The sequence below is a fragment of the Candidatus Manganitrophus morganii genome, from assembly GCA_021651055.1.
GTDB lineage: Bacteria > Nitrospirota > Nitrospiria > SBBL01 > Manganitrophaceae > Manganitrophus > Manganitrophus morganii.
On record JAJHOH010000001.1, the window covers coordinates 878,672 to 893,218 of the forward strand.

Annotated in this window: 16 protein-coding genes; 14 read left to right on the forward strand and 2 right to left on the reverse strand. The window is 60.9% G+C overall.

Features of this window, described 5'->3' with window-relative positions; all coding sequences use genetic code 11:
- The first annotated feature begins 48 nt into the window (after positions 1 to 48).
- The 4 genes from MCM46_04005 (at position 49) to MCM46_04020 (ending at position 2,574) form a co-directional block, all read left to right on the forward strand.
- On the forward strand, positions 49 to 1,020 hold the full coding sequence (locus MCM46_04005; GenBank protein MCG3110969.1) for an aldo/keto reductase: 972 nt from the start codon (positions 49 to 51) through the stop codon (positions 1,018 to 1,020).
- Positions 1,021 to 1,134: 114 nt separating this feature from the next.
- Positions 1,135 to 1,575 carry a DUF4864 domain-containing protein gene (locus tag MCM46_04010; protein ID MCG3110970.1) on the forward strand — a complete coding sequence of 147 codons (441 nt, stop codon included), beginning with the start codon at positions 1,135 to 1,137 and terminating at the stop codon, positions 1,573 to 1,575.
- Positions 1,566 to 2,042, forward strand: a complete 477-nt coding sequence (locus tag MCM46_04015) for a DUF4864 domain-containing protein (protein MCG3110971.1) — start codon at positions 1,566 to 1,568, stop codon at positions 2,040 to 2,042. The genes MCM46_04010 and MCM46_04015 overlap by 10 nt, the downstream gene beginning before the upstream one ends.
- Before the next feature lie 10 nt (positions 2,043 to 2,052).
- Positions 2,053 to 2,574 (forward strand): metallophosphatase family protein, encoded by a 522-nt coding sequence (locus tag MCM46_04020; protein MCG3110972.1) that lies wholly within the window; start codon positions 2,053 to 2,055, stop codon positions 2,572 to 2,574.
- Here MCM46_04020 and MCM46_04025 read toward each other — a convergent pair.
- Together MCM46_04025 and MCM46_04030 are read right to left on the reverse strand one after the other, a co-directional pair.
- Positions 2,568 to 3,368 carry a DHHA1 domain-containing protein gene (locus MCM46_04025; GenBank protein MCG3110973.1) on the reverse strand — a complete coding sequence of 267 codons (801 nt, stop codon included), beginning with the start codon at positions 3,366 to 3,368 and terminating at the stop codon, positions 2,568 to 2,570. The genes MCM46_04020 and MCM46_04025 overlap by 7 nt on opposite strands.
- Before the next feature lie 26 nt (positions 3,369 to 3,394).
- Positions 3,395 to 3,988 carry a hemerythrin domain-containing protein gene (locus tag MCM46_04030; GenBank protein ID MCG3110974.1) on the reverse strand — a complete coding sequence of 198 codons (594 nt, stop codon included), beginning with the start codon at positions 3,986 to 3,988 and terminating at the stop codon, positions 3,395 to 3,397.
- A 132-nt stretch (positions 3,989 to 4,120) separates the two neighbouring features.
- Here MCM46_04030 and MCM46_04035 point away from each other — a divergent pair, with 132 nt between their 5' ends.
- The 10 genes from MCM46_04035 (at position 4,121) to mutS (ending at position 14,478) form a co-directional block, all read left to right on the forward strand.
- The gene (locus MCM46_04035) at positions 4,121 to 5,971 is read left to right on the forward strand and encodes an alpha-amylase family glycosyl hydrolase (GenBank protein MCG3110975.1); all 1,851 of its coding nucleotides are present in this window, start codon (positions 4,121 to 4,123) and stop codon (positions 5,969 to 5,971) included.
- A 245-nt stretch (positions 5,972 to 6,216) separates the two neighbouring features.
- Entirely contained in the window at positions 6,217 to 6,948 is a 732-nt protein-coding gene (locus MCM46_04040) for a pyridoxine 5'-phosphate synthase (protein ID MCG3110976.1), read from the forward strand.
- On the forward strand, positions 6,945 to 7,331 hold the full coding sequence (gene acpS / locus MCM46_04045) for a holo-ACP synthase (protein MCG3110977.1): 387 nt from the start codon (positions 6,945 to 6,947) through the stop codon (positions 7,329 to 7,331). Before MCM46_04040 ends, acpS begins: the two co-directional genes overlap by 4 nt.
- Positions 7,328 to 8,896, forward strand: coding sequence for an NAD(P)H-hydrate dehydratase (locus MCM46_04050; GenBank protein MCG3110978.1), 1,569 nt, complete (start codon positions 7,328 to 7,330; stop codon positions 8,894 to 8,896). The genes acpS and MCM46_04050 overlap by 4 nt, the downstream gene beginning before the upstream one ends.
- Positions 8,897 to 8,958: 62 nt before the next feature.
- Positions 8,959 to 9,576 carry a hypothetical protein gene (locus MCM46_04055; GenBank protein ID MCG3110979.1) on the forward strand — a complete coding sequence of 206 codons (618 nt, stop codon included), beginning with the start codon at positions 8,959 to 8,961 and terminating at the stop codon, positions 9,574 to 9,576.
- 14 nt (positions 9,577 to 9,590) lie between these two features.
- Entirely contained in the window at positions 9,591 to 10,118 is a 528-nt protein-coding gene (tsaE, locus tag MCM46_04060; GenBank protein ID MCG3110980.1) for a tRNA (adenosine(37)-N6)-threonylcarbamoyltransferase complex ATPase subunit type 1 TsaE, read from the forward strand.
- On the forward strand, positions 10,091 to 10,888 hold the full coding sequence (locus MCM46_04065) for a uracil-DNA glycosylase (protein MCG3110981.1): 798 nt from the start codon (positions 10,091 to 10,093) through the stop codon (positions 10,886 to 10,888). Before tsaE ends, MCM46_04065 begins: the two co-directional genes overlap by 28 nt.
- The gene (locus MCM46_04070; GenBank protein ID MCG3110982.1) at positions 10,885 to 11,361 is read left to right on the forward strand and encodes an HIT domain-containing protein; all 477 of its coding nucleotides are present in this window, start codon (positions 10,885 to 10,887) and stop codon (positions 11,359 to 11,361) included. Before MCM46_04065 ends, MCM46_04070 begins: the two co-directional genes overlap by 4 nt.
- A 7-nt stretch (positions 11,362 to 11,368) precedes the next feature.
- On the forward strand, positions 11,369 to 11,722 hold the full coding sequence (locus MCM46_04075; GenBank protein ID MCG3110983.1) for a LapA family protein: 354 nt from the start codon (positions 11,369 to 11,371) through the stop codon (positions 11,720 to 11,722).
- A 137-nt stretch (positions 11,723 to 11,859) separates the two neighbouring features.
- Complete coding sequence (gene mutS, locus MCM46_04080) at positions 11,860 to 14,478, forward strand: DNA mismatch repair protein MutS (protein MCG3110984.1); 2,619 nt, start codon at positions 11,860 to 11,862, stop codon at positions 14,476 to 14,478.
- The last annotated feature ends 69 nt before the right edge of the window (positions 14,479 to 14,547 follow it).

Sequence of the window (14,547 nt, forward strand, 5' to 3'; positions counted from 1 at the left end):
AGACCTTGTGACTCTGCCTCTACCACGGCTTGTGAAGGAGATGCGCGAATGGACTATGTTGGGTTGGGACGAACCGGGCTCAAGGTCAGCCGTCTTTGCCTCGGCACGATGAACTTCGGACCGGAGACGAGCGAGAAGGAAAGCTTCGCCATCATGGACAAGGCGTTGGAGCTCGGGATCAATTTTTTTGATACCGCCAACGTTTACGGTTGGAAGCGCGGCGAAGGGTGGACGGAGCAGATCATCGGCCGGTGGCTGGCGCAAGGGGGGGGCCGCCGCGACCAGATTATCCTGGCGACGAAGGTCTACGGCCGGATGGGGGAGTTGGAGAACGAGCGGCGTCTTTCCGCCTATCACATCCGGCGGGCCTGCGAGGAGAGCCTGCGGCGGCTGCAGACCGACCACATCGATCTCTACCAAATGCATCACATCGACCCGGAAACCCCTTGGGAAGAGATCTGGCAGGCGATGGAGATCTTGGTGCAGCAGGGAAAAGTGATCTACATCGGAAGCAGCAATTTCCCCGCCTGGCAGATCGCCACCGCAAATCAGCTCGCTGCGCGGCGCCACTTCATGGGACTCGTCAGCGAGCAGAGCATCTACAGTTTGCAAACAAGAACGATCGAGTTGGAAGTCATCCCCGTCTGCCGCGCCTACGGCCTTGGACTGATTCCTTACAGTCCCCTCGCCGGCGGTCTCCTGGCCGGGGCCCTCGCAAAGCCGACCGAAGGGCGGCGGAGCACGGAGGAGTTCCAGTCCGAGGTCGAAAAACATCGCGCCCAGTTGACGCAGTATGAAGATCTCTGCAAACGGATCGGCGAATCGCCGTCGACGGTCGCCCTCGCCTGGGTCCTCTCCAATCCGGTCGTTACCGCCCCGATCATCGGCCCCCGGACCCTGGCGCAGCTGGCCGACAGCCTCCGCGCGCTCGAGATCACCCTCGACGAACAGCTCCTCCGGCAGTTGGATAAAATCTGGCCCGGCCCCCGGGGAGAGGCGCCGGAAGCGTACGCCTGGTAGAAAACTGAAATCGAAGAGGCTGCGCGGTGACCCTTTGGATTTAACATCTAGGTTCTCCTTCACTTCTCATGTTATCATCCGATCGGCAGAAACCCTCTTCTTCGGAGGCCCGCCATGATCCCCAGCCTGATCCTCTGGTTTACCCTCCTCACCTTGCGTCCCTCAACACGTCCCATTCAAGCCCCCGATCCCTCCCCCGAAGAACAAGAGATCGCGTCGGTCATCCGGCAGCAGCTCGACGCATTCACATTCAACGACTATGAAGAAGCATACCGCCTCACCTCTAAAAAAATAAAAGAGCGATTCTCGCCGGACCAGTATGCGCAAATGGTCCGCGCCGAGTATCCGGAGATCACCAAATCGCTCATCGTCTCGTTCGGAGGGATCCACTTTTCCCCCGATCCCGCCCAGGCAACCGCCCGGGTCGAGATCACCGGGTTCAACCACAAAAAAGTCACGGCGGAATATCAAATGATCCGGGAGGAGGAAGGATGGCGGGTGGACGGCATCACCCTCATCACCCTTCGGGCAAGGGGGCCGATCGGGTGGGGATAAGAACCCTGATCCTTCCCGGGATAATGATGTTCCTCTTTCTCCTCCTCGGCTGTACCGCCGGCGGCCCCCCCCTTCACCGATCGAGCAGTGGGACCTCTCTCACCGACCCGGCCGACCGGAAGGAAACGCTGGCGCAGATCGCGTCGGTCGTCCGGCAACAACTCGACGCCTTTAAGCGGGACGACTACAGCGGCGCCTATACCTTTGTCTCCAAGGCCTTCCGAAAGGAATTCCCGCGGGACCTCTTTGAGGCGAGGATTCGCGCCCGCTTTAAGGAGGTCGCCCGGCCGGCGCAGGTCCTCTTCCGAAGGCTTCATTTCCACCCGGGCGACAACCGCGCCGTGCTGGAAGTCGATGTCGCCGGGGCAAACGCCCGGCTCGCGACGGTCGAATACCGGATGGTTTTCGAGGAGGGGAGCTGGAAAATCGACGGGCTGGAACCGCTCGATCCCTTCCGGGCTTTATAGCGGGGCGGCGATGACCCGATTCGGCATTCTTTCCGACACACATGGCCGGCTTGATCCGGCGGTGCTGAAGCATTTCGAAAAGGTCGACCGAATTCTTCACGCCGGTGATATCGGAAGCAAGGAGGTCCTCTCCGCCCTGGAGAAGATCGCGCCGGTGACGGCGATTCGGGGAAACAATGATCTCGGCACACCGCTCGAACGCCTCCCCGATATGGATCGGATCGAGCTCGACGGAAGAGAAATCCTTCTGATTCACAATGTCAAAGATTATTGGAAGCCGGCCGGTGAAATGAAAGAGCGGCTGAAAGGGGCCGATCCCGATCTGGTGATCTCCGGCCACAGCCACAAGGGAATCATCGAACAAAAGGACGGGATGATCTACTTCAATCCGGGCGGCGCCGGACCGAAGCGGTTCTCGCTGAAGCGATCGATCGGTTTGATGGAGTGGAGCAAGGAGAGGGTTCAGTTGAAGCTGATTTTTCTGGAGGAAGGACGGCCGATCTCACGATCGTTTGCGTTCGACGATCAATAATCAAACCCCTTCGCCTCGGCGATAAAGCCGGACGCGTTCCGATGCCCCCCGCCGCCGTGGCGCTTGGCGATCTCCGAAACGTCGATTCCCCCCTCGCGGGAGCGAAGGGCGACCGATCGTTTTCCGTCGGCGCGGGTAAACCAGGCGATCCCGAAGGGGCGGCCCTCCGCCAGCTTCCCCGCCACTTCCGAAAGAAGGGCGGAGGTATTGACCGCGAGGACCTTGTGGCCGTCGAATTCGATTTCCCGCGCCAGCCGGACGAGCGCCCGGACCAGCTGGTCCTCGTAGCGGGCGATCGCCTTTCCCTCCGCCACCAATTCGAGCACGTCCCGTTTTGCGAGCGCGTCCCAAACGTCGAGCTTTCTCGGGTAAGAGCGGAGCGCCGCGTTTACTTCGCGGGAATGGGGGAGGTCCCATCGCCAGAGATCGCGATCTTCCGTGTAGGCAACCAGCCAGGGAGGGGGCTCCTCCTTCTTAAAATATTCCCACGCCATCTGTCCCCCCGATTTCTCCATATCGAACCGGCAGAACGGCAGATCGGAGAGAACTTCCGCGTGGGTTTTATGGTGATCGAGGACGACGAGCGAAGCGGCCCTTTCCTTCATCGCCAGAAGCGCTTCGCGCGGGTAGGCGAAATCGAAGATCATCACGTCGCGCCCCGTGGCGTCGGGGGGGCCATGCTCATAGTCGACCGGACGAAACTCGGCATCGATTCCGAGTTGATGCACCACCCAGGCGGCGGAAAAACCGTCCGCGCATCCGGCATGATACAACACAAGGGGCTTTTGGGACATTCGCTTCGCTCCTCTTCAGCCTTGCTTCAGTCGGCGGGGGGACCTTCCATCGGATAGGCGATTGCCAGATCGGGATCGATCCCCCGCCGCTTCGCCATCTCGCGCCCCATCGCAACCATCTGCGATGCGGTCAGGACACGGGCGGCGACCGAAAAAACCTCCCGATCCTCAACCTCCATATGCTTTTCATACGATTCCTGCAGCGGTGGAAGCAGCGCCAGCAGCCGCTTCCCTTCATGAGGGAGAAGTTGTCCTTCCATCAGCCACCGTTCGACAAGCTGTTCAGCCTCAGATTGGATCTTTTGGATCGTCTGATGCTCCGCCGCCAGCACATGCAGCGTCGGCCGCAACGCGACCGCAGACGGAGCGGTTGATTCCTTCAACCTCGGAAAGAGCGACTGTTCCTCATCTTCGGTATGCTTCGGGGCCGCCTCCCGGAAGTAGCGGAGAAATGCTTCGAGCGCTTCCCGATCGGCCCGGTGAAGCGCCCCCCATTGCCGCCGTGTCGCCACGGTCGCCAGCATTTTCAGAAAGTGCGCGATCCGGTCGTGGCAACCGCGAAGCCATCCCAATGGATTGGTGAATGTAACCTCGGGCCCTCGCCCGATGGTGATCGGCATGATTCCGTCTCCGTGATGACCATTTAATTTTTATTCTAACATAAGCCCATTCCGAAACCGACAGTTGAATTCCATCGCCCATTTTCGCTAACCTGAAGAAAGCCACTTACCTCAATCCCAGGAGGACAACCCATGCCGACCATCGTCGAACCATCCGCCCCCACGACCCTCTCGGCCGCCGACCTTAGACCCCGCGGCCGCGTTCAGCCGAGTCCCGCCACCTGGCGCGACCAGACCCTTTACTTCTTTCTCCCCGACCGATTCAGCGACGGGCATGAAGAAGAGCGCCCCTTATTTGATTGGAGACATCCCGATCAACATGCCGCCGCCGATCGGCGACTCTGGCAAGAATCGGGACGGCGATTCCAGGGAGGCACCCTCAAGGGGATTGCCGGCAAACTCGATTATTTAAAAGAGCTCGGCATCACCACCCTCTGGATCGGCCCGATCTGGCGCCAGCGGCCCGATCTGGAGACCTATCACGGCTACGGGATTCAGAACTTTCTCGACGTCGATCCCCGGTTCGGGACCCTTCAGGAGCTGAGGGATCTGGTCGACGCCGCCCACGACCGCGAGATGTACATTCTCCTCGATATCATCTACAACCACTCCGGAAACAATTGGTTCTACGATGAGGGCGGAGAGCCGAAGAGCGATCTCTCCTATCGCTACGCGCCGCCGTATCCGATGCACGGCTGGCGATCCGGAGCCGGCGCCAGCATTCCCGACATCCTCTCGCTCGACGACGGGGTCTGGCCGAAGGAGTTTCAAAACAGCGATTGGTACACCCGCGCCGGGCGGATCGGGCGGTGGGATCCGGAGCCGTGGGAAGATCCGCTCCATCCCGAGAATGAATTCCGCCGGGGCGACTTCTTCGATCTCAAAGATATCAACCTGAACCGGAACGAAGCCCTCTCGGCGGTCGCCCGCGTTTATCAATACTGGATCGCGTTGAGCGACTGCGACGGCTTCCGGATCGACACGGTGAAACATGTCAGCTTCGAGGGCTCCCGGAACTTCTGCGGGGCGATCCGCGAATATGCCGAGTCGATCGGAAAAGAAAACTTCTTCCTCGTCGGCGAGGTCACCGGCGGCGCCGCGCTGGCCCGGGATTACCTCGATATCTTCGGCCGCAATCTGGACGCCGCCCTCGATATCGGCGAGCCGGCCCGGAATCTCACCGCCCTGGTCAAAGGGCTGACCGAGCCGGCCCGGTTCTTCAATCAGTTCAGCGGCCACGACATCCTCGGAAGCCATCGGGAGACCGGGCGCTACCATATCTCGATCCTCGACGATCACGACATGGTCGGACGCGATGGAAAGCACCGCTTTGCGGCGCGCAATCCGATCCCCAACAAGGCCGAGCAGGTCGCCCATGCGGTCGGGGTCCAGCTCACCACCCTCGGCATCCCCTGCCTCTACTACGGCACCGAGCAGGCCTTCGACGGGACGGAGGATCGCCACGATCCGGCGATCGATTCGGGTTTCGAAGACCGCTACATCCGCGAGGCGATGTTCGGCGGGAGCTTCGGCGCATTCGGAACCGCCGGCTGCCATTTCTTCGATCCCAACCATCCGACCTTCCTTCGGATCAGGGCAATCGCGCGGATCCGAAACCAGAACGGCCCCACCGGCCTCGCGCTGCGGCGCGGCCGCCAGTACCTTCGCGAGACCTCCTTTCTGGGACAGCCCTTCTCGATCCCCGGCGCCGGGGAGCTGGCCGCCTGGTCGCGCCTTCTCTTCGATCAGGAAGTATTGGTCGCGCTCAACCCCCATGGAACCGCACCCCGCGGAGCCGATGTCACGGTAGACGCCTCCTTGCACCCCCCCGGCTCGATGATGACGTTTCTCTACCGGGGCGATTGGGGCGAGACGGAGCTTCGCCACCCTCCCCGGAACAAACGGGTTCCGGTCCTCTATGATCAGGACCGGGCGACGGTCCGGATCGATCTCCCCCCCGCGGGGATGGCGATCCTCGCCTGACGATTGCGGATCGGCGATTTCGGATTTTGAATTGAGATTTCCTGCAGGGGGCGGGTTTGAAACCCGCCCCCGCACATCCCGTAAAACGGATAAAAACCGCCCGCCTCAGCCCTTGACCCCCTGGTCCGTTTCTGCAATAATGGTCCGAATTTAAAGGGGTTCTTCTAAAATTTCCCATTGAAGCTCCCCGCAGCAAGCTGCGAGGAATGCGACGCGCGTGCGTGTTCAACAAAGAGGAGAAACGCTTGGCGAGACTCGGGGTGAATATCGATCATGTGGCGACGGTGCGCGAGGCGAGGAAGGCGAAACAGCCCGATCCGATCGCCGCGGCGGTCCTGGCGGAGCTGGGGGGGGCGGACGGGATCGTCGTCCACCTTCGTGAAGATCGGCGCCACATCCACGATCGAGACCTCAAAATCCTTCGGGAAACGATTCAGACCAAGCTTGACCTGGAGATGGCCGCGACGGATGAGATGGTCCGGATCGCCCTTGAGGTGAAACCGGAAATGGTGACCTTTGTCCCGGAGCGGCGGCAGGAGCTGACAACCGAGGGGGGACTCAACGTCGTCTCGAACCGGGATGAATTGCAGAAAGCAATCGATCTCCTTCACGACGGCGGAATTGAGGTCTCCCTCTTCATCGATCCCGATCCGGCGCAAATCAAGGAGGCGCATAAGGTCTCGGCCGATCTGATCGAGATCCATACCGGCCCGTACACCAACAGCCGGGGAAAAGATCGCCGGACGGAGCTGAATCAAATTTTAGAGGCGGCCCGGCTCGCCGCCAAGCTCGGGATGGGGGTCAACGCGGGGCACGGCCTCGACTATCAGAATGTCGCCGCCGTGGCGCGGATCCCGGAGATCGAAGAGCTGAATATCGGCCACAGCATCATCGCCCGGGCCGTCTTGGTCGGGATGGAGCGGGCCGTCCGCGAGATGAAGGAACAGATCGAGGGGGCGGGTAAAGGGAACCGATGACGATTGTCGGAATCGGGGTCGATCTGGTCAAAATCTCCCGGATTCAAGAAATGACGGCGCGGTGGGGCCCTCGTTTTCTCGACCGGGTCTTCACCCCCACCGAGCAGGCTTATTGCCTTCATCGAAAGGCCCCCCACGTCCACCTCTCCGCCCGGTTCGCGGTGAAGGAGGCGATCCTCAAAGCGCTGGGGACGGGACTTCGGATGGGGACCCGATGGCGTGAGATCGAAACAATCAACAACCCGGCGGGCAAGCCGGAGGTGAAGCTCTGGGGCCGGACGCGCGAGCTGGCCGACGCGCGAAACGTCGCCGACGTCTTCGCCAGCATCACGCATGATCATGACTATTCGATCGCGCAAGTGATTTTGGTGACGAATCAATGAAAATCGTGACCGCAGAGGAGATGAAAAAACTCGATCGGAAGGCGACGACCGACTACGCCATTCCCTCGCTCCTGCTGATGGAGAATGCGGCCCGGGGATTGGTCGACGAGATCGAGAAGACGATCGGTCCGGCCGCCGGCAAGCGGGTGGTCATCCTGGCGGGACGCGGGAACAACGGCGGGGACGGCATCGCGGCGGCGCGGCATCTGCGGATGCGCGGCGCGCAGGTCATCGTCTACCTCTTCTCGCCGATCGAGAAGGTCGGGGGGGACGCGAAGACGTCGCTCGACATCTGGATGCAGACCGGCGGCGTCCTTCATGTGGCCGGCTCATTCCGCTGGAACCATCTGACGCAGGAGCTGTCGGAAAGCGATCTGATCATCGACGCCCTCCTCGGCACCGGGCTCTCCCATCCGGTCGAGGGGGACTACGCAAAGGCGATCACCCTGATCAACCGAACGGGCCGGAAGGTCGTTGCGGTCGATATCCCCTCCGGGATCTCGGCCGATACCGGCGAGGTCCTCGGCGTCGCGGTGAAGGCCGATTACACTTTTACGATGGCCCTCCCGAAATGGGGCCACTTTCTTCAGGAGGGGCTGGAGGTCCGGGGCCAACTCGCCGTGATCGACATCGGCTTCCCGCCGGCGATGATCGAGGCGGCGAAAATCCCGGTCGAGCTGATCACCCCGGAAGAGCTCGCCGGCTTCCCCCCTCCCCGCCCGCGCGGCGCGCACAAGGGGACGGCGGGACACCTTCTCGTCATCGCCGGCTCGTTCGGCAAAAAAGGGGCGGCGCTGATGACTTCTCTTGCGGCGCTGCGCTGCGGCGCCGGACTGGTGACGGTCGCCCTTCCGAAATCGATCGATCTCGCGACGGCCGATTTGATGGAGGTGATGACCCTTCCGCTTCCGGAAACGCCGGAGGGGACCCTCTCGCTTGCGGCGGAGAAAAGTCTTCTTCAAGCGGTTCGGGGGAAGGATGCCGTCGCCATCGGACCGGGTCTTTCGCAAAACGAGGAGACGCAGCGGCTGATCCGAACCTTGATCGCCGAGATCTCTCTTCCGATCGTCGTCGATGCCGACGGCCTGAATGCCCTCGCGGGCGATCTCTCGCCGCTGAAGAAACGGAAGGCCCCGGTGATTTTGACCCCGCATCCGGGAGAGATGAGCCGTCTGACCGGAAAGCGGACCGATCTCATTCAAAAAGAGCGCTTCACCGTCGCGGCCCATTTCGCGGAGCAATGGGGGGCCATTCTGGTCTTGAAGGGAGCGCACACCGTCGTCGCCACCCCCGACGGCGCCGTTCGCGTCAACAACACCGGCAATCCGGGAATGGCGACGGCCGGAACCGGAGACGCCCTCACCGGGATGATCGGCGCCTGGCTGGCGCAGGAGATCGACCCGGTCGATGCCGCCGCCGGAGGGGTGGCGCTTCATGGCACGGCCGGCGATCTCGCCGCCGCCGACCGCGGGGAGATCGGCCTGATCGCCTCCGATTTGATTCAGAAGATTCCGGAGGCGATCCAAAATTATGTGAAACGTAATTCCGGCGTCTTACCGCCGTAGGGGCGTATTGCAATACGCCCCTACAGAACATCAGGAAACAAACAAAAATTAAGAGGCATTACATGACACTGTCCCAAATTACCGCTTTTTTCCTCCTCATCCTCTCCGTCATCGGCATTTCGATGGTGGTCCATTCCTGGATCGACAAGCGACGGATCAAGAAAAACTTCCTCCGCCTCGCCGCCGAGCTGCAAGGTTTGGTCGCGCAGGAAAACGCGCTCGTTTATCCCTACTTCACCGGCGATATCGACGGCAGACGATTCGACCTCTTCTTCAAGGTCGTTAAAGTCGGCCGCCAGCATATCCTCTACTACATCTACAGCCTCAAAGCCGATCTGCCGTGCGATCTTCTTCTTCTCAAGGCGGAGTATTTCAAACCGATCAAGAATGAGGAGACCTTTTCCGGAGACGCCGGCCAAATCATACCGGAGGCCGCGCCGAATTATCAACTTCGATCGCTCAATCCGGAAGCGGCCCGGGAGATCTTCGAGAAGGCCGGCATCAAAGAATTCCTCTCCCCCCTCGATGAGTTCTCAAGCCTCCAGCTCGGTCCCGACGCCCTGGTGGTGGGGAAGCCGTACGACGGCCCGGCCGATACGGAGCCTTCCCATATCGTGCGCAACGTCGAAACGCTCAAAAATTTAGCCAAGGCGATGGAGCGATGCTTCATCCCGGCTTAGGAAAGAAGGGGTCGATGGTTCCTCCGGCCGCCCAGGATCGTCCCGAAGAGAGCCTCTCCCTCTACAGCGATTCCAGCGAGGCGACCTTCGCCCTGGGGGAGTGGATCGGAAGAGAAGCGACCGGCGGCGAAGTCCTCGCCCTCATCGGGCCGTTGGGGGCCGGGAAGACCCGCTTCGTTCAGGGACTGGCGAAGGGGCTGGAGGTCGCCGAGCGCTACATCACCAGCCCGACCTTCATCCTGATGCAGTGTTACGAAGGACGGCTTCCGCTCTATCACATCGATCTTTATCGAATGGAAAAGGCGGCCGAAATGGAGGCGCTCGGCCTGGAAGAATTCCTGGAGGGAGAGGGTGTCGCCGCCGTCGAATGGGCCGACAAAGGGCTGGAGGTTCTCCCCCCTGCCCGGCTGACGATCACCTTTCAGTATGCAGGAGAGGATCAGCGGGAGCTCCACCTCTCCGCATCGGGATCGCATTATCAAGAATGGCTTCGTAAAATTCGGGAGGCGCGCCGGTGGAAGATCCTCGACGGGAAGAACTAGCGGCGATTGCGCGCGAGATGAAGGCCCGGCTCTCCTGGTATCGCCAGGAAGGGATCGATGCCTGGAATATTTCGCCGGCGCCCACAATAAAAGTGGATGAAGGAACCCAACAGATGCCAAATCAAAATAAATCAAAACCCTACGAACCGGCGGAGCAATCGCTCCTTGCCGCCGAAGCGCCGAGCGCGCTTTTCCCGATCGCCTCCGCGGCGACCCCGGCAAGAACCCTGTCGGAGGTGAGAGACGAGATCGGCGACTGCCGGCGCTGCAAGCTCTGCTCGACCCGGAAGAACATCGTCTTCGGAACGGGAAGTCCCCATGCAGCGTTGATGTTCGTCGGCGAGGCGCCCGGCGCCGATGAAGACGCTCAGGGGCAACCCTTCGTCGGGCGGGCCGGACAGCTTTTGACCAAGATGATCGAGGCGATGGGGCTCTCCCGGGAAACGGTTTACATCGCCAACATCATCAAGTGCCGCCCCCCCGAGAACCGGAACCCGCAGCCGGATGAAATCGCCGCGTGCAGCCCCTTTTTGCTGAAGCAGATCGAGGCGATCCGCCCCAAGGTCATCTGCGCCCTCGGCACCTTCTCGGCCCAAACCCTTCTCGAAACGCAGCAGAAGATCTCGGCCCTGCGCGGGAAATTCCACGACTATCACGGCGTGAAGCTCCTTCCGACCTTCCACCCCGCCTACCTCCTGCGCAACCCGAACGAGAAGAAAACCGTCTGGGAAGACCTCAAGAAGATCATGGAGGAACTGAAAAAACGATGAAGCATCTCTGGGCGCCTTGGCGGATCGACTACATCAAAGGGGAGAAAACGCCCGGCTGCATCCTCTGTGATAAGCCGGGGGAGAAGAAAGACCGTGACAACCTAATTCTGGCGCGGGGGAAACATGCCTTCGTGATGATGAATCTCTACCCCTACAACAACGGCCACCTGATGGTCTCGCCCTATCTGCATGTGAACACCCTGGAGGCGCTTTCCGATACGATCACGACCGAGATGATGCGTCTGATGAAGAAATCGCTGGAGGTTCTTCGCAAAACGCACAAACCGGACGGATTCAACATGGGGCTGAATCTCGGGAAGGCCGCGGGAGCCGGGATCGAAGAGCATCTTCACTTCCACATCGTCCCGCGCTGGGGGGGGGACACCAACTTCATGACGGTGACCCCGGAAGTGCGGGTCATCCCGGAAGACATCCAGGAAACCTACCGCCAATTGAAGCGTCATTTCAAATGAGGCCGCCGTGCTCCGACTGATCCTCTTCATTATCGTCGTCTTCTTTCTCTTCACCTTTTCCTACATGAATCAAGAGGAGCAGATCTCGCTTCACTTCATCGGGGGAGGGCCCTTCCCGCCTGTCCCGGCTTATCTGATCGTGATCGGCTCTTTTCTGGTCGGGATTCTCTTCGCGGTGCTGATGACCTTTCCGGGATGGCTGAAGATGAAGCTGGAGAAACGAAAGCTGAACAAGCGGATCGAAGTGTTGGAGACCGACCTCGATCATCTGCGCGCGGAGGCGTTGAAAACGACTCCCCGACATCCGACCTATTCGACCGATGTAGACGACAGTCAAGACGATGCGATGGGAGACGGGTAAAAAGAAAGCGATCAGCGTTCAGCTTTCAGCAATCAGCGAACAGATCAATGCTGTCCTAAAGTCATTCGTTCTAGGTCTTTCTTAGAGCTGAACGCTGAAAGCTGACGGCTGAAAGGTCTCTTTTAAGGATTTTCATCATGCCTGAAGTAACCCCCCTCATGAAGCAATACCTCGATACCAAGCGGCGGCACCCCGACGCCATTCTCTTCTTCCGCGTCGGCGACTTCTATGAGATGTTCTACGAAGATGCGGTGACCGCGTCGAAGATCCTCCAGATCGCCCTCACTTCACGTGATAAAAGCAAAGAGAACTCCGTTCCGCTTTGCGGCATTCCCTACCATGCCGCCTCCGGTTATATCGCCAAGCTGATCAAGGCCGGCCTCGCGGTGGCGGTCTGCGAGCAGGTGGAAGACCCCGCCTTGGCAAAGGGACTGGTGAAACGGGAGGTGGTCCGTGTGATCACCCCCGGAACGCTGATCGAGCCGGAGCTCCTCTCCCCCAAGGAGAACAACTACGTCGCCGCCGTCGCCTGGGATTTCGCCTCCCCGCTGGAAAAAGCCAAGTCGCTCGGGCTCGCCTATCTCGATCTTTCCACCGGCGATTTTCGGATCGCCTCCGCCGACGGCTGGAGCGAGATCGAAAGCGAGCTTTCGAAGATCGATCCAAGGGAGGTGATCCTCCCCGCCTCCCTCGAAGGGAAAGAGGCGCCGCTCTTTTTCCGGCGATGGCCGATCCGCTACACGGCGCCCGCGCTCTTTATCCCCGAGCAGACGGAAGCCCTTCTGAAATCTCACTTTCAAATCCATTCCGTCGCCGCTCTCGGCGGGGATCGTCCCGCGCTCCTTGCCGCCGGCGCCCTCTTGGGCCATGTTCAGGAGACGCAAAAGACCGCCCTCGGCAACATCCTCTCGCTTCGGCCGCACGCTTCCGGGGAGCAAATGCGCCTGCATCCCTTGGCGCAGCGGCACCTGGAATTGGTTCCGACTTCGCGCGAGGGCGCCCAAGGAACGCTGCTTCACCTGCTCGATCGGACGGTGACCGCCATGGGGGGACGCCTCTTGAGGGAATGGATTCTCCGTCCTCTCCTCTCCCCCGCGAAGATCATCGAACGACAGGAGGCGATCGCTTCGTTCTACGACGATCTCCTGCTTCGGACCCGCCTTCGAAATCTGCTCGAAAAGATCTCCGACCTCGAACGGTTGATCGGACGAATCAGCCTCAAGGCGGCTCACCCGAGGGATCTGGTGGCGCTGAAGGAGTCGATCGCGCTTCTTCCGGAAATCCACAAGGCCTTGTCGGGCGCGACGGCGCCTCTCTTGGAGGAGACCCTCCGGAGTTGGGATAACCTCGATGAAGTCCACCGGCTCATCGAAAGCGCCATCGTCCCCGAGCCCCCCCTCTCGATCAAAGAAGGAGGGGTGATTCGGGAAGGGTATCTTCCGCAACTGGACGAGCTTCGGCGTTTTCAGAAAGAGGGACGCGCGATGCTGACCCAGGTCGAGCTGCAGGAGCGGCGGCGGACCGGGATCGAATCGCTCAAAGTCCGCTACAACCAGGTCTTCGGTTATTACATCGAGGTGAGCGAGAGCCAGTTGAAGAAAATTCCCCCCGACTACGTTCGCAAGCAGACCCTCACCCGGGCCGAGCGATTCACGACCGACGAACTGCGAAGAATCGAAGAGAAGCTGACCGGGGCGGAGGAGGCGATCCGGGCAATGGAGGAGTCTGCCTTCGAAGAGATCCGGCACGACCTCTCGCTGATGGCGGGTCGGGTCCAGTCGATGGCGAAGAAGGTCGCGCTGCTCGATCTGACGGCGGCCCTCGCGGAGGTGGCGCACCAAAACAACTACGTCTGTCCTACAGTGAACGAAGGGAGGACGATCCGCATCGTCGAAGGGCGGCATCCGGTCCTGGAGCAGTTGAGGGCGAGGGAGCGCTTCGTTCCCAACGATACCCTGCTCGATCCCCCCTCGCAGCGCCTGTTGATTCTCACCGGCCCGAACATGGCGGGGAAATCGACCTACATGCGGCAGGTGGCGCTGATCGTTTTGATGGCGCAGATGGGAAGTTTCGTTCCGGCGCGCGAGGCGACGATCGGCGTGGTCGATCAGATCTTCACGCGGGTCGGGGCGCAGGACGCCCTCTCGGAAGGGATGAGCACCTTCATGGTCGAGATGACCGAAATGGCCCAGATCCTCCGGCACGCCACCTCCCGCAGCCTGATCCTCCTCGACGAGATCGGCCGGGGGACGAGCACTTTCGACGGGATGAGCATCGCCTGGGCGATCGCGGAGCACGCCCATTCGGAACGGCTCGGCGCGCGGACCCTCTTCGCCACCCACTACCATGAGCTGACGCAGTTGGCCGGCGCCAACGAAGGGATTCGGAATTATCACGTCTCGGTCCGAGAGTGGAACGATGAGATCATCTTCTTGAGAAGAATGGTCGAAGGGGGGGCCGACAAAAGCTACGGCATTCAGGTGGCCCGGCTCGCCGGGCTTCCCCCCGAGATCATCCATCGGGCCAAGGCGGTGCTGAAACAACTTGAAGAAAATGCCTGGCAGCCGACCCTCTCCCCCCCTGCGCAGCCCGATCTCTTCGCCGCTCCTCTCTCCCCTGCGTCCCCCGCGGCGGAAACCAACCCTATCGTAGAACGCCTCCGGAAAATCGACCCCCTCCACCTCACCCCGATGCAGGCGCTGCAGATTCTCGTCGAGCTGGCGGAAGAGGCACGGCGGGACCGCCAAGATGGATAAGCGGCCGGTCATGTCTCGGCGCGGAGAGAAAGCGGCGCAGGCGCGCCGCGTGGGCTTCCGTGAGTTTTG